This window comes from Pseudoalteromonas sp. B62, from assembly GCF_037162565.1.
Taxonomy (GTDB): Bacteria; Pseudomonadota; Gammaproteobacteria; order Enterobacterales; family Alteromonadaceae; genus Pseudoalteromonas; species Pseudoalteromonas fuliginea.
Genome location: NZ_JARLVB010000001.1, coordinates 599742 through 619684, shown reverse-complemented (window position 1 = coordinate 619684; position 19943 = coordinate 599742). Strand labels below are relative to the sequence as shown.

The 19943-nt window shown below is 37.3% G+C and carries 16 protein-coding genes and 4 pseudogenes; 15 read left to right on the top strand and 5 right to left on the bottom strand.

From position 1 onward, the window contains the following. Nucleotides 1-36: 36 nt before the first annotated feature. Nucleotides 37-471: a MarR family winged helix-turn-helix transcriptional regulator gene (locus P4S71_RS02660; protein WP_337121204.1), complete on the bottom strand. Its 435-nt coding sequence runs from the start codon at nt 469-471 to the stop codon at nt 37-39. Nucleotides 472-594: 123 nt separating this feature from the next. On the opposite strand from P4S71_RS02660, the gene P4S71_RS02655 reads away from it, so the two are divergent. The 5 genes and pseudogenes from P4S71_RS02655 to P4S71_RS02635 all read left to right on the top strand — a co-directional run bounded on the left by P4S71_RS02655 (nt 595) and on the right by P4S71_RS02635 (nt 6054). Beyond that, nucleotides 595-1023: an organic hydroperoxide resistance protein gene (locus P4S71_RS02655; RefSeq protein ID WP_024594483.1), complete on the top strand. Its 429-nt coding sequence runs from the start codon at nt 595-597 to the stop codon at nt 1021-1023. Nucleotides 1024-1187: 164 nt separating this feature from the next. Further along, the gene (locus P4S71_RS02650; protein WP_096794284.1) at nt 1188-1544 is read left to right on the top strand and encodes a metalloregulator ArsR/SmtB family transcription factor; all 357 of its coding nucleotides are present in this window, start codon (nt 1188-1190) and stop codon (nt 1542-1544) included. 32 nt (nt 1545-1576) lie between these two features. Further along, on the top strand, nt 1577-2587 hold the full coding sequence (locus tag P4S71_RS02645) for an ArsJ-associated glyceraldehyde-3-phosphate dehydrogenase (protein ID WP_337121152.1): 1011 nt from the start codon (nt 1577-1579) through the stop codon (nt 2585-2587). A 24-nt stretch (nt 2588-2611) separates the two neighbouring features. Continuing rightward, nucleotides 2612-3828, top strand: a pseudogene (arsJ, locus tag P4S71_RS02640) (organoarsenical effux MFS transporter ArsJ). A 105-nt stretch (nt 3829-3933) separates the two neighbouring features. Further along, nucleotides 3934-6054, top strand: a complete 2121-nt coding sequence (locus tag P4S71_RS02635) for a methyl-accepting chemotaxis protein (RefSeq protein WP_337121153.1) — start codon at nt 3934-3936, stop codon at nt 6052-6054. Between the two features lie 66 nt (nt 6055-6120). Here the strand turns inward: P4S71_RS02635 and P4S71_RS02630 are convergent, their stop codons facing one another. Further along, nucleotides 6121-6708, bottom strand: a complete 588-nt coding sequence (locus P4S71_RS02630) for a TetR/AcrR family transcriptional regulator (RefSeq protein ID WP_007377108.1) — start codon at nt 6706-6708, stop codon at nt 6121-6123. Between the two features lie 111 nt (nt 6709-6819). Here P4S71_RS02630 and P4S71_RS02625 point away from each other — a divergent pair, with 111 nt between their 5' ends. Further along, nucleotides 6820-7362 (top strand): carboxymuconolactone decarboxylase family protein, encoded by a 543-nt coding sequence (locus P4S71_RS02625; protein WP_007377107.1) that lies wholly within the window; start codon nt 6820-6822, stop codon nt 7360-7362. 62 nt (nt 7363-7424) lie between these two features. Here P4S71_RS02625 and P4S71_RS02620 read toward each other — a convergent pair. Continuing rightward, nucleotides 7425-7957: pseudogene (locus P4S71_RS02620) on the bottom strand (hypothetical protein). A 51-nt stretch (nt 7958-8008) separates the two neighbouring features. On the opposite strand from P4S71_RS02620, the gene P4S71_RS02615 reads away from it, so the two are divergent. Further along, complete coding sequence (locus tag P4S71_RS02615) at nt 8009-8380, top strand: DUF1294 domain-containing protein (RefSeq protein ID WP_033039797.1); 372 nt, start codon at nt 8009-8011, stop codon at nt 8378-8380. Between the two features lie 90 nt (nt 8381-8470). Here P4S71_RS02615 and P4S71_RS02610 read toward each other — a convergent pair whose 3' ends face one another. Together P4S71_RS02610 and P4S71_RS02605 are read right to left on the bottom strand one after the other, a co-directional pair. After that, nucleotides 8471-8818 (bottom strand): hypothetical protein, encoded by a 348-nt coding sequence (locus tag P4S71_RS02610; RefSeq protein WP_337150003.1) that lies wholly within the window; start codon nt 8816-8818, stop codon nt 8471-8473. A gap of 208 nt (nt 8819-9026) precedes the next feature. Further along, nucleotides 9027-11000: a serine/threonine-protein kinase gene (locus tag P4S71_RS02605; RefSeq protein ID WP_008137777.1), complete on the bottom strand. Its 1974-nt coding sequence runs from the start codon at nt 10998-11000 to the stop codon at nt 9027-9029. A gap of 522 nt (nt 11001-11522) precedes the next feature. On the opposite strand from P4S71_RS02605, the gene tagH reads away from it, so the two are divergent. The 8 genes and pseudogenes from tagH to tagF all read left to right on the top strand — a co-directional run bounded on the left by tagH (nt 11523) and on the right by tagF (nt 19845). Beyond that, a complete protein-coding gene (tagH, locus tag P4S71_RS02600; protein ID WP_337150002.1) occupies nt 11523-12794 on the top strand; it encodes a type VI secretion system-associated FHA domain protein TagH in 1272 nt (423 codons plus the stop codon). A gap of 15 nt (nt 12795-12809) precedes the next feature. Beyond that, a pseudogene (tssJ, locus tag P4S71_RS23030) lies at nt 12810-13273 on the top strand (type VI secretion system lipoprotein TssJ). A 16-nt stretch (nt 13274-13289) separates the two neighbouring features. Further along, nucleotides 13290-14618, top strand: a complete 1329-nt coding sequence (tssK, locus tag P4S71_RS02585; protein WP_008137773.1) for a type VI secretion system baseplate subunit TssK — start codon at nt 13290-13292, stop codon at nt 14616-14618. Between the two features lie 19 nt (nt 14619-14637). Continuing rightward, nucleotides 14638-15396 (top strand): annotated as a pseudogene (locus tag P4S71_RS02580) (DotU family type IV/VI secretion system protein); the annotation flags it as partial. Nucleotides 15397-15538: 142 nt separating this feature from the next. After that, nucleotides 15539-15916: a type VI secretion system protein TssL, long form gene (gene tssL, locus P4S71_RS02575; RefSeq protein ID WP_337150000.1), complete on the top strand. Its 378-nt coding sequence runs from the start codon at nt 15539-15541 to the stop codon at nt 15914-15916. Nucleotides 15917-15926: 10 nt separating this feature from the next. Continuing rightward, a complete protein-coding gene (tssM, locus tag P4S71_RS02570; protein WP_337121158.1) occupies nt 15927-17159 on the top strand; it encodes a type VI secretion system membrane subunit TssM in 1233 nt (410 codons plus the stop codon). Between the two features lie 17 nt (nt 17160-17176). Further along, nucleotides 17177-19435, top strand: coding sequence for a type VI secretion system membrane subunit TssM (tssM, locus tag P4S71_RS02565; protein WP_337149999.1), 2259 nt, complete (start codon nt 17177-17179; stop codon nt 19433-19435). Next, complete coding sequence (gene tagF, locus P4S71_RS02560; protein ID WP_337149998.1) at nt 19417-19845, top strand: type VI secretion system-associated protein TagF; 429 nt, start codon at nt 19417-19419, stop codon at nt 19843-19845. The genes tssM (P4S71_RS02565) and tagF overlap by 19 nt, the downstream gene beginning before the upstream one ends. Nucleotides 19846-19943 lie beyond the last annotated feature (98 nt).

Here is a 19943-nt window from a genome sequence, read left to right as displayed (position 1 = left end):
CTTTTAAAACACGTTTATTGTTTAAAAATTAAGAGCCTAATCGGCTAAGTCGTTTACTACTAAATCGAGCAGCTGCATCAACTGCTTCGCTTGCGCTGCATCTACACTATCAAATTTACATAAAATATTTTTAGGAATATCGGCTGCTTTTAACTTGAGCGATTGGCCATGCTGGGTTAGCTGCACTAGGCGTTTGCGTTTGTCGTGCTCATCTTTAATAACAGCCAGTAATGATTTGTCGCTCATTTTTTTGAGTATTTGGGTCATAGCACCGCCGTCTATCGCGGTTTTATCTATTAGCTCTGCAATTGTTATTTCGTCTTGCTCCCACAGCGCCATCATTACTACGTATTGCGGGTAAGTTAAATTTAGCTCGTTTAAAGGCTCGCGATACGCACGCGCAATGCTGTTAGATGCCATGTATAACCGATGGCATAACTGATTTTTTAACTTTAATTGCTCAAACGGCATAACGTTATCCTTTATTTCGATACATGCTATTTTAATTTGCATGCAAAGTATTTGCAATCTCTAATTACTTGTTCTATTATTTTGCACACAAACTAAATTAATTATTAAACTTTGGAGTTCATTATGAATGTATTACAAAACGTAGCTTACACTGCAAAAGCAACTGCAACTGGCGGCCGTGAAGGCGTAGCTAAATCTGATGATGGTCGTTTAGATGTAAATTTATCAACACCTAAAGGTTTAGGCGGAGACGACGGACAAGGCACTAACCCAGAGCAATTATTTGCCGCAGGTTATGCAGCATGTTTTATTGGTGCACTTAAATTTGTAGCAGGTAGTGAAAAAATAGATTTACCAAGCGACACACATATTAATTCACAAGTGTCTATTGGTGCTATTGAAGGCGGTTTTGGTATTGCAGTAAAACTTGCTGTGTCACTAGGTGATATGGATAAAGCTGCAGCGCAAACGCTTGTAGATAAAGCACACCAAGTATGCCCATATTCAAACGCAACACGTGGCAATATTGAAGTAGAGCTTTCAGTTATTTAATAACTAAATAAAGAAAAGTTATAAAAGCACACAACGAGAATTAGTCGTTGTGTGCTTTTTTGCGTTTAAGGCATAAAAATTAAATATACGATAAATCGTATATTCACTATTCCATATATTGTTATTTTGTTTTATTGTGTATGCATAAGCACAGTGAGGACAGTATGGAACAATTCAACCCACTTCAATTTTATAAATGCCTAGCGGACGATACGCGTTTAAAAGCAATGTTGCTTATTAGCGACCAAGAAGAGCTATGTGTATGCGAACTGGTTGCTGCACTTGAGCTAAGCCAACCTAAAGTGTCTCGCCATTTAGCACAGTTAAGACAATGCGGATTATTGAGCGACCGTAAACAAAATCAATGGGTTTATTACAGTATTAATAAAGCCCTGCCAGAGTGGGCTAAAAATGTATTAACGCAAACGCTTACTGCTAACCCTTCATTTTATGAAAACGATTTAACGCGCTTAAATGTTATGGGTAATCGCCCTGAACGTATTACTAGCTGCTGTAACTAACTAATAAATTAACTTATTAAAGGTATTTAATTATGACTATTAAAGTAGGTATTAACGGTTTTGGCCGTATGGGGCGTTTAACTCTGCGTGCAGCAGTTGATTGGCCAGAAATAGAGTTTATTAAAGTAAATGATGTAGCGGGCGATGCTAAAACCCACGCACATTTAATTGAGTTTGACTCAGTACATGGGCGCTTAGCACAACTGGTTTCTAGTGACGATAATAGCTTTAGTGTGGGTAAACACACGATTGCAGTTACCAACAACAAAACCATAAACGAAACTGATTGGTCAGATTGCGATGTAGTTATAGAAGCCAGCGGTAAAATGAAAACCACTGAACTGTTAAATCAATATTTAGCGAAAGGTGTTAAGCGTGTTGTGGTAACCGCGCCTGTAAAAGAAAACGGTATATTAAATGTAGTAATGGGTGTAAACGATGATCTTTATAACCCAAGTGAGCATAAAATTGTTACGGCTGCTTCTTGCACAACTAACTGTTTAGCGCCAATAGTAAAAGTACTGCAAGAAAAAGTGGGCATTAAGCACGGCTCAATGACTACTATTCACGACATTACTAATACTCAAACAATTATTGATGCACCTCATAAAGACTTACGCCGTGCGCGCTCGTGCGGTACTAGTTTAATCCCTACTACAACCGGTAGTGCAACGGCTATTACGCATATTTTCCCCGAGCTTAAAGGTAAATTAAACGGTCATGCTGTGCGTGTACCTCTTACTAACGCGTCAATTACCGATTGTGTTTTTGAGCTAGAGCGAGGTGTTACACAAGATGAAGTAAACACTTGGTTTAAAGACGCTGCAAATAACGAGTTACAAGGTATTTTAGGCTACGAAGAAAGACCGCTTGTATCTATAGATTACAAAACAGATCCGCGCAGCTGCACCATAGATGCGCTTTCAACCATGGTAATTAACAACACTCAACTTAAACTATACGCTTGGTACGATAACGAGTGGGGTTATGCAAACCGTACTGCTGAGCTAATGCTTAAAGTTGCACAAAGTGATTTTGCTTAATCTCGTTTAAAAAGGTTTAACGCTATGCTTGCGCAGTTAGCTAATTTACCAAGTTCTATAAAGCAATATTTAATAATTACTGGTAACTATTGGGCATTTACTTTAACTGATGGTGCGCTACGCATGTTGGTGGTGCTGTATTTTCATCAGTTGGGTTATGGTGCATTTGCGATAGCCATGTTGTTTTTGTTTTATGAAATATTTGGGGTGATCACCAATTTAGTAGGTGGTTGGCTTGGCGCGCATTTAGGGTTGAACAAAACCATGAATGTAGGGCTTGGGCTACAACTTGTCGCCTTAGCCATGCTTTGCGTGCCAGGGGATTGGCTAACCGTTGCCTATGTTATGGCAGCGCAAGCACTGAGTGGCATAGCAAAAGACTTAAATAAAATGAGCGCAAAGAGCGCCATTAAGTATTTAGTACCACAAGACGATGCAGGGCAAAGCCAATTATATAAATGGATTGCCATACTTACCGGCTCTAAAAATGCGTTAAAAGGAGTGGGCTTTTTTTAGGCGGCTTATTACTAACTGTGTTTGGTTTTGTGGGGGCATTAATAAGCCTAATTGCTTTACTCAGTGTTGCGTGGGTTATTAGTTTAATTTTTTTAAAAGGCGAGATTGGTAAAGCTAAAAACAAACCTAAGTTTAAAGAATTATTTTCTAAATCCCGGGCAATCAACTTACTTAGTGCAGCGCGTTTATGCTTGTTTGCGGCGCGCGATGTATGGTTTGTAGTTGCACTACCTGTTTACTTAGCCGCTCAGTTTAACTGGGATCATTGGTGGGTCAGCGGCTTTATGGCTTTGTGGGTAATTGCTTATGGGCTGGTGCAATCGCAAGCACCGCGAATAACTGGGCAAGGTGATTCAACTTCACATTCGGTCAAAAAAGCGTATTGGTGGGTCGTTTTATTAAGTGGTGTAACTGGCATTTTAGCGTTGTTGATGCAATTGGATATAGCGGTACATTTTACGCTTGTAATCGGCTTACTTATTTTTGGTGGAGTATTTGCTGTAAATTCATCGCTGCACAGTTACTTAATAGTAAGTTTTGCTAAAAATGATGGGGTGTCACTCGACGTAGGCTTTTATTATATGGCCAATGCGATAGGGCGTTTGCTTGGTACGGTGCTTTCTGGTTGGGTTTTTCAAGTATATGGGCTTAGTGCGTGTTTATGGGTAAGTGTTTGTTTGTTAATAATGGCGACAATTACGACGGCATACCTGAAAAAGCAGTAAAAACCCAATTAATTGTATTAAATTCAAATTGTTTGATGATATTCATAGCTTCATTTTTTAAAACTACTAAACTATAGCTGTAGATTTAATCAAAAGGTGTATGGAATGCGGGAAATATCGTTAGCAAAAAAGTTACTCTGGCTTACCGTCGGGAGTATATTTATTACAGTATTGGTGCTTTCTAGTGTTTTATGGTGGGAATTATCATCAAGCAATGAGCAGTTAGCGAGCAAATCTGAAGAGTATATCGTTGCTGAGGTTGAAGAAAAACTTAATGCTAATGCTGCAGTATATGGTGAACGAATTGCTGGCTTTGTTAACGAGGCTTACCGAGTTCCGTATTCATTAGCCGCATTACTTGGTGATGCTGCAAAACAAAATACGCTAAGTAGAGATACAGTTGTAAGCATAAACCGCTCTATTTTAGAAAATAATACACTTTTATCTTCTATTTATTCTCAGTTCGAAGCTAATGCTTTTGATGGACAAGATGCTCAATTCCAGCGGGGCTTTAAGCATTCTGTTGATGGTGATGGCACGCTCGAAGTCTATATTACTCGGGACGAGAATGGTACGGTAGAACAGCAAAAAGTGGCTAATGCAGCTGACAAATATATAACAAATTTGAACGAATTTGGACTTCGCGAAGCTGAATGGTACTTATGTGCAAAGGATACGCTCACACCATGTATTATGGAGCCTTACCTTTACGAAATTCCGTCTGGTGATTCGGTAATGTTAACGTCATTAACAGTGCCAATTTTAAAATCTGGGCAGTTTATTGGTTTAGCTGGTGTAGACTTAACACTGCCTACTTTTCAAGTGATGACTGAACAGCTTTCTAAACAACTCTATAACGGTAAAGCAAAAGTAACATTATTGAGTGACATAGGCTTAATTGTTGGCAGTAGCCATTATAAAACTAAACTAGGGCGTCCACTAAAAGAAGCGATTAGCTCGTCGTTGTACAACGATATTGAAAAGTCAAAAGGACAAAGCGGTATTTTTAAGGTTAATAACGAGTACCTTGTTAATTACCCTATCAATATTAAACTTGCCAATAAGCAGTGGTCTTTAATTATTGAAGTACCAACAGAGCTTGCGCTCGCAGGTCCTGAAGCGTTGGCTGAAAACATGCAAGAAACTGCAGCATCGTTAGGGTCTATTATTTTAGTAACCGGTTTAGCTATAGCTGCAATTGCATTTGTTATAATGAAATTAGTGGTTGGCGGCATCGTTGCACCGCTTCGACAAATTCAACAACGTGTTGATAACCTTGCAAGCTCTGAGGGTGATTTAACGCATACATTGCATGTTGATAGCCACGCTGAACTTATTGCATTAGCTGGTGGGTTTAATCGATTTTTAGCAAAACTACGTGATTTAATTTCTGAACTAAAAGCGGTGTCTGAACAAACCAAACAGCAAGGCGAGATAGCGCAACACATTGCCATAGATACAAAGCAAAATGTGCAATCGCAATTTCAAGAAATTGAAAGTGTGGTAACAGCTATGAACGAAATGAGCGCAACAGCACTCGAAGTTGCCAGAGCATCAGAACAGTCAGCGCAGCAGGCAGATGAAATTAATGGCTTAGTGGTTAGTAGTGAGTCGAGTTTGTCGTCAGCGATGAGCCAAGTTAAAACTATGTCTGAAGAAATTAAAGAAGCTAACCAAGCGGTTGAAAAAGTAGCATCGCGTAGTAAAGATATTACGCAAATTTTGGATGTGATCCGTACCATTTCAGAACAAACTAACTTATTGGCACTTAATGCGGCAATTGAAGCTGCGCGTGCTGGTGAACATGGCCGAGGCTTTGCGGTAGTTGCTGATGAGGTAAGAGCGCTTGCGTCTAAAACGCGTTCATCGACTGACGATATCAGTAAATTGATCGATAGTTTGTTACACGAAGTTGGCAATGCCTCAACTGTAATAGAAAAAGGCGTAGTGCGCGCACAAAGTGCTGTTGATGAAACCTCAATTGCATTTGATGCTCTTCACAGTGTAGTGGTTAAAGTTGATGAAATAACTAATCAAATTACACATATTGCCACGGCAGCTGAAGAGCAAAGTTTAGTAACTGAAGAAATAAATCGTAATTTAACACTTATATCAGATGCAGCTTCGCAGCTATCCGATTTATCGGCACAAGCAGGCGATAGCAGTGAAGTACTCAACAAGCTTGTAACGCAACAAGATTCAGAGCTTAATAAGTTAAAAACGTAATATTGAACGTAAAAAAATAAAAAGGCAGCAATTAAATTACTGCCTTTTTTAATTAAAACAAGCGGTTTATAGGTTTTTCATGAGCGCAAACATTTGATTGATCATAGGTTGGGCCAGTAGTTCAACGCCTGGTCGATTAAAATAACCACGTAACCCTGTAAACTGAATCTGAAAAAAACGTGCGTACTCAATAGCTGTTAATTTATCGCTCAACTCATTTTTTGCTATTGCTTGCTCGAAAAGTACAGTGAGATAACCTTCAAACTTAGCCGCTAAATCTAAACTCAATTCATATAAACTACTGTTTTTATCGGCAAACTCATTGTTAGCTTTTACTAACATACAGATTGCACTCGGGCTACAATCTTTGTTTTTAATTACCACATTTTCTACAAATGCACGTAAGCCACCTAAGGTTGTGTCTGACGAAGATAAAAAACCGTCAATTTGGCTTTTCATTTGCACCGTATAGTCTTTTAGTGACTCACTATATAGCCCCTCTTTTGAACCAAATGCAGAATAAATACTGCCTGGTCGCATATTAACGGCTTCTTGTAAGTCTCGCGTTGAGGTTGCATGAAAGCCTTTTTCCCAAAATAATTGGCTGGCAACACGAACAACATTTTCGCGTTCAAATTTAACCTTATTAACCATTTCATTCTCAATTAATTTGAACAGTTGCTCAATTTTAACTTGAACAGTCGCTCAAAATCAAATAGTATGTGTTTCGAAGTTACATAAACCTAATTATTTTTGGAGCTAAACATGGCAGAATTTACTTTATACACGGCAGAAAATGCACCAGAAGAAGCAAAACCACTTTTAGCTGATTCAGTAGCAGCATTTGGTATGCTTCCTAACTTACATGCAGTAATGGCTGAAGCACCAACATTACTTAAAGGTTACCAAGTACTGCATGACTTGTTTCAAAAAACGTCATTTAATGCAGAAGAGCTAACAGTAGTATGGCAATCAATTAACGTAGAGCACGACTGTCATTACTGTGTTCCTGCTCACAGTGGTATTGCAGCGGCAATGAAGGTTGATCAAGGTATTGTTGACGCACTTGTTAACAAAACACCACTTGAAAACCCTAAGCTAGAAACTCTTCGTGAAACTACACTCGCAATGACACGTGAACGTGGCGTGATCAGCGATGAGCAAATCGAAAAATTCTTTGCCGCAGGTTACGCTAAGCAACAACTACTTGAAATTATTGTAGGCTTGTCTCAAAAAGTAATGAGCAACTACACTAATCACCTTGCTGATACACCAGTAGATGATGCATTTAAAAAATACGTAAAATAAATACGGTTTTATAAATGACAATAGGCAGCTTAGGCTGCCTTTTTTGTGTTTATAAATTGCGATTATTTAAACTTAACGGCTTTTGTACTGCGTGTATAAATACGTTGTTCGGGCTTTGTCCACTCACCCTTTTTTAAATAAGAGATTGATACAATGAATTTATCGTCTTTTAAATCACTTGTAGACTTAACCTTAGTCACTCCCTCTTTACTGCCTGTTACTTCTTCGTAGGCTACAAACTGAGTCGGGCTTAATACTGTTATAGTGCCTTTTGTATAAAAACCTGCTGTTGTGAAGTAATAAAAGACGAGTGACTTTTTTTGCTATCATAAAAAATCGTCGATTCGCCGCCATACTCACCCTCATTAATAGAGTGCATAGTACGAATAGCTTTACCGTTTAGCGTACGTTCCCACCTGCCGACATCCTGAACTGGCTTTGCGCCTGAGACTACCTTAAAGTCGGTTTGCCAAGTGCCTAAGTAAGGCTGAAATATTGCTAGCTCTTTATCGAGGGTTAAGTTGTTTTCGTCCGCGTAACTAAAAGTAAATGAACAGAGGAGCAACGCTAAGAATAACGCTTTAAAATGTGTCATAATTTAACTCTTATTTTTAAATTCTGTGCGTTCAGTATAGGTGATAATTAATTGATAAAAAAAGCCTTAATAACAATATCGAGTCTTTTTATTGCTTTAACTTGGCTAGCTTACATGCTTAGCTATATTGCTCTTTATATACCAATTTATCTCAGTATTTTGAGTATGTTAACATTTTTAATGTATGCTTGGGATAAGCGCAAAGCAATACAATCGGCACATAAAAAAGTAAACCGTACGCCTGAGCGCACGTTGCAATTACTTGCTCTGTGTGGTGGTTGGCCAGGTGCATTATTTGCACAACAATTACTACGTCATAAATCTAAAAAACGTCGTTTTATATTTGTGCTGTGGGTATGCATTGCAGTTAATTTAGGTGGGATCGTGTATTTTTGGTTGAATAGGGGGTATTTACTCGTTTGACTAAATAGAAGGTTTGCTGAGCTAACTTAACCTGAACTTTGGTAAATAATATATTACTCAGAGTTCAGGTTACTTAACAGTATAAATGGCTTACTGTTCAGATTGACTTGTTAGTACTTCATCTAATCCAACAGTTAAAATAGTTTTTTTGTCAACAACGACCCATTTTCTGTAGGTTTGGTATCCAGCTCTGCTGACTTCAATATCGTATTTGCCTTCTTTTAGCTCAATGGCATCTTGATAGACCGGGTTTATGTTCATAATACGAACGCGAGCATCTGCGGGAGTCGTAATAACGGTTAATGAAATTGGTGCTACAACTTCTTCAACATCTACTTTGGCTTCGGTAACAACCTCAGTGACGACTTTATCAACTGTTGAGGTGGTTGAACAACCGCTTAGTAATAGGATGGCTGCAAGTGCGCTTAAGTTTTTCATCGATACTCCATTAAGTAATTTAAAAATGTTGAAGGTTACGAAAAATCTTGGAGGAGTGTCTTAAAAGCTCAACTCGTCGTCCTTGACTCTCGTTTAAAAAGCGGTGGATAGTCTAATATGTATCCACCATATATTCAATTATAGTTATTTTCTTATTGCTACGCTCATCATCTAAACAAACTCTGAGTTAGTAGCCTAACTATTTTATTTACAGCATACTGTCTAACGACTGCGTAATGGCCTCACTTCTTTCGACTAATTGCTCCGCAGTTCGGTACATTTTTCGCTTCATTAGAGTATTAGCCATTGTAATATATCGCTTTGACAAATCTTGTTTTAATGTCACTAGAAGAGGGAAATCAGTTGGTAGATCAGCAGACTCTAAATTAATAAGTTCTTCAAACTCTAGTAGCTGCTTGTAATCCTCAATACCTTCCAATTGTTCAGAGTAACGTTGAAATCTTGGTTGATAAAAAACAATAGCATCCGAGAGTGGGTAGGTAATTTGCTCACCTATCGCTAATTTTTTCTGATAAAAGGTCAGTGCATCAATTGCAGATTCTCTTTTGAGTAAATTTGCGAAAAGGAGTTCAGCTTTTTGATTGCTGGTAAATATCGCTTTACCAACATTTAAGAGTGCTTTTTGCGCAATTACGTCATCTTCTTCTACTGCTTTGTCTAACGCTATTTTAAAATTATCAAAATGTAAGGAAGAGGGCTCGTACACGTAGGTATTATCAACTTCTTTTAAGTCTTGAATTAGCTGCGGGATATTATTATTGTCACTTTCGTTATAACGAGACTGTTCTAACAATAAATTAATTCTCGATGTGATATCAAAAATTATTGACTGACGCTCTCTTAGGATGCTCTCTAACTGCACTGAAAGTTTTTCTGAGTCAGGGTAGTAGTCGAGAGCTTTAGAGTAGATTGAAATTGTTTTATCAAAATCTTTAAATTTATTTGAATTATTATTATTAAAGTTATTAGCTCTTTTATCAAAACTGCCTAATATGCTCGTTTGATTTACTCTTAATAGGCCCTGCTTTAATACTTCGTACTGCGGAGGAATTTCAGCTAACTTATCTAAAATATGAGGCCCATTCCAAGACATCCAGGTTTCTACTTGTTGATTAATTGCGTTCGCATTATCAAGTTTTGCCTCTAGTTGTTTTACTTGCACAGTGTTAGCTAATTGATATTGAATAGCTACAATAACTAAAATAACGGATGCAGCGACTAAACCGATCGCTGGCTTTAAATTAGACTTAAGTTTTTTAGAAATAGGTAATAAAGAACTTTGTCGTTGTGACGTTTCTAACGATAGTGCATTATTTATACTTTGCCATAACCAAAGTGGACAATTGCTTGGACGTTTAGCAGTGGTACTCTTTGGTAGTTTATCGGCTGCAACTCGATTAAATGGATGTTTACTACTTAATAGTTCAAACGCAATACATGCGTATGAAAACACGTCATCTTTAACGGTAGCACTGGCACCATTTAGTTGTTCAGGACTTGCGTAGGTCGGTGTATAACCGCCAATATCGCCCAACTCAACATTACTTCTAACGGCATACGCATCTTCAATGTTTTTATGCTTTGCGATACCAAAGTCGAGTACTTTTAAGTCCCCATTACTGTCAAATATGATATTGGATGGTTTGAGGTCATTATGAATCACCCCTCTTGAATGTGCATATATAAGAGCATCAGCAAGCTGTTCTAAAATCACTTTCGCTTTTTTAAATGCCATGCCTGAGGGCTTGTTGCGTTTAATTATTTGTTCTAAAGTTTCTCCCTCAACAAGTTCCATTGTGACGTAATATAAATCGCCATCGGAATCTGCTGAAAACACTTTAACGATGTTAGGGTGGGAGAGCTGTTGTGTTTTTGCTGTTTCGTCTTTTAGAAGAGTAATTGCTTCTTCTGAGTATGAAAACTCTTCTTGCAACACTTTTAAAGCAACAAATGCTTCAGCACGATTTACATTTTCTAAGAAGGTATCACGCGCTCTGTAAATGTAGCACATGCCGCCTTGTCCAATTAGTTCTTCAACCAGGTAGCGATCGGAAATCTTTTTTCCGATGAGGTTAATCTTATTTTTAGCAGAGGTTCTTTTTTGATTAGAATCAAGTGATGCAATTTGAGTTTTGTCACTCGGGTTGTTAATACCGCTCATTATAAATCCTTTTATTGTGTTTATTTAAATAATTACAAAGGTAAGCTTTATACTTATTATCAATTTCCTCTGATATTGTCGTACATTTTTACAAAAAATCTCGACTATAGCAATGTTTCAATTATTGAATATTTATATCTAAATTTTGAAACAGCTAATTTATACGCTATCGGGAATATTTAACAAATGTAACTTTATAAAAATATAAAAAATAAACCCACTTTTGAGCACATACTTAAGTAAAAAAGAGAGTTTAGGGCGTCAATGAATGAGATTAAGTAATCAAGATAAATCAATTGAGGTTTTACTTTTTCATTTTATAGAGAACGGATTTTGGCCGAAATGTAAAAATATTAACGGCCACAATTGTTCAGTATTTCGATTAAGTTAATATTTATTTTTACAGTATTTTATGGCTCAACAAAAGTCAGTCTATATTTATATATTAATTTCAATGTTGACAATAGTTTCTCTTCTACTTTATCCTACCGACAATAAAGATTTAAGGGACTGACTTATCAAATGGAACTGATACTAAACATAACTAGTTATCATAGACTCTCACCTGAAATTGAAGCATCTAAGACTGTAGTAGATAAACTTATCTTTGGTCGCTCTGAGGCTTGTGATTGGCACCTGCCCGATCCTGAAAAAATAATATCAAGTAAACACGGACAAATCGTAAAAGAAGGTGATTCTTTTTATATTTACGATAATTCAACGAATGGCACCTTTATAAACTTTGCTGTAACCCCACTTGGTCAAGGAAATAGGCAGGTTCTTGCTGACAGTGACGTATTAACTATTGGCGACTTTCAAATTGATGTTAAGTTGGTTGATGATCGCGTTTCACCAGTGAGTAATACCGATTTTTCGGCCAGTCAAAACAGTGATAATAATTACCGTGCGGATAGTAAAGATTCATTTTCACAATCGCATCAGTTTTTAGACGAATCTATTTTAGATGAATCAATGCCTGGAGTTTCTATGGTGCAAGAGCCCTTTTTGAACTCAGGTAACCAGATCCCAGAAGATTGGGATGATTTATCACGCCTGATGAACCCAGAACACTCCGATGCATCAAAACATGACTCTGCGAATGTTCAAGAGTTAAAAACGAATTCTCCATTAGTACAATCGGAAAGTCGAAAAATAGCCCCTAAAGAACAAACTGTCGAGACTGCATCACCAAAAATAGCTGCAAAAAACAGTACTGCGTTATCTGATGCATTTTTAACAGGTTTAAATATAAAGCCTGAAGTACAAAATTCGTTAAATACAGAAAAGCATTGGTTTGAAATGGGGCAAGGCCTTAATTTATTACTCAATGGCCTTATGGACTCTTTACGTCAAAGAGCGCATGTAAAAAGTCAATTGAGGTTAAATCATACAATGTTTCAAACTGAACAAAACAACCCTTTAAAATTTTCTGCTAATATAGATGACGTTATTCAGAATTTATTCATAAGGAATAGTGCAAGCTTCCTTTCGTCTAAGGAGTCGATAAATGAAAGCTTTATTGACTCTCGCAGGCACGAACATGCGTTATTAGCCGGTGCAGATGGTGTACTTAAAGGGATATTAGACCAAGTTTCTCCCCAACAGATAAGTCAGCAAGCAAATGATAATTCTAACGTATTAAAAATTATCCCTGGGCAAATTGAATCTAAATGCTGGAAGTTATATCAGAGTTTACATGATGATTTGTCACAAGACGTTAGTTCCAAAGGGGCAATGGCTTTGTCAGATGATTTTTTAAAGGCATACAACGATAGACTTAAAGAAACGCTTTAGAAAGGAAATTAAACAATGTATAAAATTAAGCTCTACTTAATGAGTTTTAGTTTACTATTTTTAGTACTAGGATGTTCTACCGTTAATAAACTTGTTCCGCCTTCAACAGATCTGATTATTAATGTATCTAAGAATGTTAATCCTGATACGTCGGATAGACCTTCACCTGTAGTTATGAAAATATTTGAACTTAGTTCTCGAACTATTTTTGATACACAAGATTTTTTAGCCTTTACGATACGCCTGAAAAATTATTAGGGCCTGATCTGTTAAAAAAAGACGAGCTTGAATTACAGCCAAATACAGTACAAAAATATAAAATGAGTCTCAATCGAAACACTCGTTATGTGGGGGTTGTGGTTGCTTATAGAAACATTGATCAGGCAAGATGGAGAGCTGTAATTGAAGTTGATCCTACCGGTTATGATGATATAAATGTCAATGTAGAAGCTATTGCTACATACATGAGAGAGAAATAAAAAAAGGATTTGTAAAATGGGTGATAACACTCGTGTTGCTTGGACTGAAGGGATGTTTTTAAGGCCGCAACACTTCCAGCAATCAGATAAACATATTGCGAATGTAATCCAACAAGTGTGCAGTGGTAACCTTGCAGATCCTTGGGGAATACTTGAGGTAGCAATTGATACTGAACTGCTAAAATCGGGTCAATTTGCGATTGAATCACTGTCGGCAATTACCCCAGATTTACTACCGATAGATATGCCTCAGTCAACTTCTTTGCCTGAGCCATTAGTGGTCGGCAAAGATATATATGACGAGATAGTTTATCTTGCAATACCGGCATTGAAAAATAGCGGCATAAACTTATCTGCCCCAGAAGAAAATATTGTAACTCGTTATAAATTGAATGATTTATCAGTGAGTGACGATTTAGTGGGGGCGCAATCTCAAGAAGTTATTCAAGTCGCTAAAATATATAGTAAGTTAGTACTTTCCTCTGATGATCACTCTGGTTATATATTGCTGCCTTTAGCAAGAATTCTAGACGTTAGTAGTGAAGGGCAAATAAAGCTAGATAATAAGTATATACCGGCATCTTTAAAAGTAGGGCAATGCAAGCCTCTTTTGGGTCTTGTTCGCGAAATTGGTTCAATGATCAAACAGCGCTCAGAAAGCATCGCCGTTAGATTGTGTCAAGGATATGCAGGAAGTACATCAGTTGCCGACTTTATTATGCTGCAAACATTAAATAAGTATGATGCAGTATTTGACAACTTATTATCAGTCAATAATATCCATCCAAATATCTTGTATATTAGGTTGATTGAGCTTGCCGGAGAGCTGTCGACGTTTAGTACTGTTAATAAACGAGTTCCTAAGCTCCCTAAATACGATCATAAAAACTTGGGTCAAGTGTTTAGCGAAGTCGTTAACTTCCTATATCAGTCGTTGAGTCATGTTATTGAGCAAACAGCAACTGAAATAAAGTTAGAACAAAGCAAATTTGGAATTTCATTTGGTGCATTAAACGATAAGTCGGTGCTAAATTCAGCTCAATTTATTCTAGCAATAAAAGCAAGTGTTCCGCATGAAGAGTTACGTAAAATACTGCCATCACAGATAAAAATAGGCAGTGTAGAAACTATACGTGATCTTGTTAATAACCAAATACCAGGAATAACAATCAGTAGTTTACCTACAGCCCCAAGACAAATCCCATATCATGCAGGTTTCCATTATTTTGAATTAAATAAACAGGGAGAGCATTGGGATAAGTTGCGCTCTAGTGGCGGAATTGCCATTCATTTATCAGGTAGCTACCCAGAACTACAATTAAGCCTTTGGGCAATTAGAACTTAATTTTAAAGGAAGAGTTTCAATGGACGAAACCATTATCAAACCACGCCCTGGTAGATTAGGACGTGATACCTCTAGTAAAGCAAATACTGACAGTGATGCTGATAAAACGGTGATGTCTGTCGAATCGCCATCGACAAAGCTACCAAGTAGCGTCAAAGTGTCTATCTTTAAAAACCCTCTTTTAGAAGCTGCAACTGACTGTTTTTCAATAGTCATATCTATTAGTCAATCAGCCGAAATGACAAATTTAGCAGCTTTAAAACACCGTTGTGTTGAGGCCATAAAGCGGTTTGAAGTTGAAGTTCGCAACCAAAATTTATCTAAAGATATCATCAACAATGCGCGCTACTGCCTATGTGCTATTCTCGATGAATCGGTATTAAATTCAAAATGGAGCTCAATGGAATGGGCCGATGAAAGCTTATTATCTACATTCCATAAAGAAACATTTGGTGGTGAATATTTTTATACATTACTCGATGACGCGCTGTTACAACCTGAAAAAACAAGCAATTTTTAGAGTTACAGTATCATTGTTTAAACCTTGGTTTTAAGGGCAAATATAGATTAGATACTGTTGGTGATAATAAAGTTGAAGAATACCGTTCTCAGATGTACCACCTTTTAAATCAATTAGATGGGCCAATCAATAACAAGTTATCACCTAATTGGAAAGAGCGAGTTGCTGCAGGTGTTGAACTTAGAAATCAAGTACCGCTTTGGGTGATTTTTTCTGTTTTAGGGCTCGTGTTACTTGCCGTTTATTTATTTATCAATATGAAACTCAATGATGATGTTTTTGCTATCAATGAAAAACTTGCCGTTATTCATCCACTCGCAAATGAGCAAACTATCGATAAAAAAGACCAGCAATTATTAGTTTTAGAGCAGCTACTACAAACCGAAATACAGAGGGGATTGTGGTTGTTAAAAAAAGTAATGATCGGATCAGAATTTCCATCAAAAGTGAAAGTTTGTTTAATCAAGGTAATTCACAGTTACTGCCTTCTTTTCAGCCTATTCTTGAGAAACTTGCACTTAGTTTAGAGGGAACAAAAGGCAGAATATTAATTACGGGTCACACAGACGACACGCCTATTAGTACCGACAGATACCCCTCAAATTGGCACCTTTCTTTAGCTAGAGCAACACAAGTTGCTAATTCTATGGCTAAAAGTACTAACCTTAGTGGCCGTTTATGGCCTGAAGGTAAAGGGGCCGCAGAGCCAATCGCCAGCAATTCAGATTCAGCTTCTAGGTCATTGAACCGACGAATTGAAATCGATCTATTATTTTAATGAGGCTGATATGAGTTTCTCGCAAAAATTTAAAAAAATGACATACGCTCTTACATCTCGTACCGCGATGCTAATTATAGGTTTCCTAGCTTTATCATTATTGATTTGGTTTGGTGGTCCTTTAATTGCAGTGGCAGATTACGTCCCTTTAGCAAGTATTGCTGCAAGGTTGCTAACAATATTACTTATATTGTTGCTCTTTTCTGTGACAAAAATTTATCGTCTTGTGCAGCAAAATAAAAGAGATGAAAAAATGGCTGATGAGTTAATCGATAGCGATGACTCAGGCGGCAGTGAAGTAAACGAAGAAATCACGACTCTAAAAACAAGAATGAATGAAGCTATCGACTTGTTAAAAGATGTTAAGTTGTTCAAAGGTAAAAATATTTACCAGTTGCCGTGGTACATAATGATCGGCCCTCCTGGCGCGGGTAAAACAACCGTTATTAATAATTCAGGATTGGATTATCCATTAAAAGATAAACTGGGCGTTGATTTAGTTCATGGCATCGGTGGTACACGAAATTGTGATTGGTGGTTTACTAATAAAGCGGTATTGATCGATACCGCCGGTAGGTATACAACTCAAAATAGTCATGCAAAACATGACTCACGAGCATGGGAAGGGTTTTTAGGTCTATTGCGAAAGTATCGTCCACTTAGGCCAATTAATGGTGTGATGATCAGCATGGGTATATCTGAGTTGATGAGTCAGACTAAAACTGAGCGTAACTTGCATGCACGTGCAATAAAGCAACGGCTACAAGAGCTTCAAAATCAGCTTGGGATGACATTTCCTGTCTATGTTATTTTTTCTAAGGTTGATTTAATTGAAGGATTCAGAGAGTTTTTTGGCGAATTAACGGAAGAAGAATGTGAACAAGTATGGGGAGTTACCTTTGAGCTTGATCTTGCTAAAGACACCCAGGTAGAAGCGTTTAATAAAGAATTTCATACTTTAATTTCTAAATTAACAGAAATGCTTAATCGCAGATTGATAAATGAAAGAAACGAAGCGATTAGAGCTAAAATATTCGAATTCCCTAGGCAGCTAAGAGTACTTCAAGGTGTCGCTGATGGCTTTTTAAAAGAAATATTTACACCTAATGCATATGAAGAGCTGCCCATGTTTAGGGGCGTTTACTTAACGAGCGCAACTCAAGAAGGAACGCCTTCTAGCTTTTTGAATGATGTTAACTCAGGTAAAACAGATTATATAAATCAATCAAAAAGCTTTTTATAAAAAATGTTTTAGAAAGCGTGATTTTTCCAGAGCAAAATTTAGCAAGTACAAATAAACATCACGACAAACAAAATAAATGGCTACGCGTTGCTAGTATCTCATTAGCTGTTATTGCGCTATTTGGCTTTTCAATTTCTTGGTACTTTAGTTTTGCATGGAATAGTAATTTAATTGCAGAAACTGAAGAGGCTATTTCGACATATCAAGAGCTTGATTCAGCGTCATTTGATCGAAATAACTTAGTGGTTTTAAATGATAGGTTAAACGCGCTGAGAAATTTACCAGCAAGTGCGCCATTTTTAATGGACTCGGAAGAGTCACCATCATTTGGTTTTAATAAATTAAATGAAATTAAAGCATCTTCTGTTAATGCTTACGATCGCTCTTTACAAACTTATTTAGAACCATTTATCAGCAATACCCTTATAAAAGAAATGGCAGCCCATCCAGAGCACCTTAGTTATTTATATGAGACTTTGAAGTGTTATTTAATGCTATTTCAACCAGAGTATTTTGAAAGTGAAGACATTACAGCATGGTTTGATGCTTACTTAGAAAGAAACCTTCCGGGTGATAAGAGTATTCAAATTAGAGATGAATTAATGGGTCATATTTCAGCTTTGTTGAACAAAGGTATTAATCAAACTGATGTTGATAACCAAGCTGTACGTACTGCACGCGCTGAATTAACTAAGTTGCCTATAGCAGAAAGAGCGTATCAACGTCTGCAAGCTGACTTCCTTAATAGTAGTATTCCGCCATTTAGATTAACCGATATTATTAGTTTTGAAAGTGCGCAAAAATTTACGTTTCGTAATAATGGTGAGCTAACTAGAAATATCCCTGGGTTGTACACATTTAATGGATTTCACGGTATTTTTAATGTTGAAAAAAGTAAAATGTTAGGTAATTTAATGGCCAGTAGTTGGGTGTATGGTGAAGAAGCATCAGGCACTTACGATATTTCAAAAGATGAAATAGAAAAGAAATTAGAGCAGCGTTATTTTCAAGACTATATTCATTATTGGCAGTCGTTCTTAGATGACTTAAGTCTTAATCAATATAGCTCACCGGCAGAGGGCGTTAATATTACGGATGTATTAGCGGGTTCAGAAGCGCCAATTAAAAATATTATTACTGCAGTTCAAAAGAATGTTCAGCTGACAAAACTACCGGTATCGGAAAATCAAAAAGCAGCAGGTAAACTGGCTGCTAATGCTGCTGAAATTGCAATGCAAACGAAAGCAAATAGGATCAAGCGATTTTTACCTGACGAAGCGCCTAAGTTCGACATAAAGTTGCCAGGTTACCAAGTCGAAGAAGCATTTGAAGATGTGATAAACATTGATTCTCAACAGCTCGATAATATTCAGAAAAATCTGCGAGAGCTTAATATTTATTTAACCAAGCTCGATCGAGGCGATCAGCTTAAATATTCAATAAAAGATCAAATTAGTGGTAAGAGTAAACCAAGCTTTATACGTCAATTAGAGTTTCAAAGTCGAGATTTACCTTATCCATTTAATAGCTGGTTATTAGATATAAGCAGAGACACTAGTAATATCACCAAAAATAGTGCAAACAGGCACCTGAACGAAATTTGGAAAAGCAAAGTTTTAAGAGAATACAATGCTGCGATTGTGGGAAGGTACCCTTTCTCTCCACAGGCAGATAAAGAAGTAAATATGAAAGACTTTGCTCGCTTTTTTGGACCAGGTGGAACCATTGATAGCTTTTTCAATAGCTATGTTGCGCCTAGCGTTGATATAAGCTCAAGTCCATGGAAGTTTGAAAAAGACATTGGTATTAGCAGTGAAACATTAAAAATGTTTGAACATGCTTATCAAATCCAAACCGCTTTTTTTGATGGTGGAAGTAATACCCCTAGAATAGAATTTGGTTTACGAACATTTAAACTGGATAAAACAGTGTCTAGCCTTATGATAGAAATTGATGGACAGTCAATGACTTACCGACATGGTCCATTAAAAGTAACAAATTTTATTTGGCCTGGAGCATCTGGTCAAAGTAAAACAAGAGTGGTGTTTACGCCTCCAAATGGTGGCCGCTCAATTAACACAACTTATCAGGGTGAATGGTCACTTTATAGAATGCTTGATGAGCTTAGCGAAAAAAGAAGCCAAACTCGTAACGATCTAGAGCTGCACTTTTCAATTATGGGAAATAATGCAAAAGTCGAATTGTTGCCTAAATCAATCAGACATCCATTTTGGAATACAAGCGTAGAGAAGTTTTCATGTCCGACACGATTATAAATATAGGTTATCTTGGTAAAGTGCCCTCTTTAGGCGACTTTGTTCAAGATAACGTTTCTAAGGCATTTTCTGAGCATTGGGAGCAATGGTTACAAGCAGCCATTGCTGTTAGTAAGGAGCAGCTAGGAGAAGCATGGCAGGATAATTACTTGGTAGCGCCTGTCTGGCACTTTGCCTTGAGCCCTAATATAGTTGGCGACAACGGGGTTATGGGAACCATAATACCGAGTATGGATGCGGTTGGAAGGCATTATCCTTTTACTCTATTGAGTGAGACGCAAAGTGACCCTATCGCTATATTAAACTCAGGTGTGTTTTCTTTAGAGTATGAAGATGTGGTTTTAAAAGTATTAGAGGGCTCGGTTGATCTTTTTCGTGGAGAAAAGAGGTCACCCAAACGCTTAATATAATGACGGCTGAAAAAAGCAGGTCAGCTATTCTCACTCACCCGATAAAAACAAAGCGGGTGAGGCGTTTGAATTTTCAGGTACTGAGCTGTCAGATAATG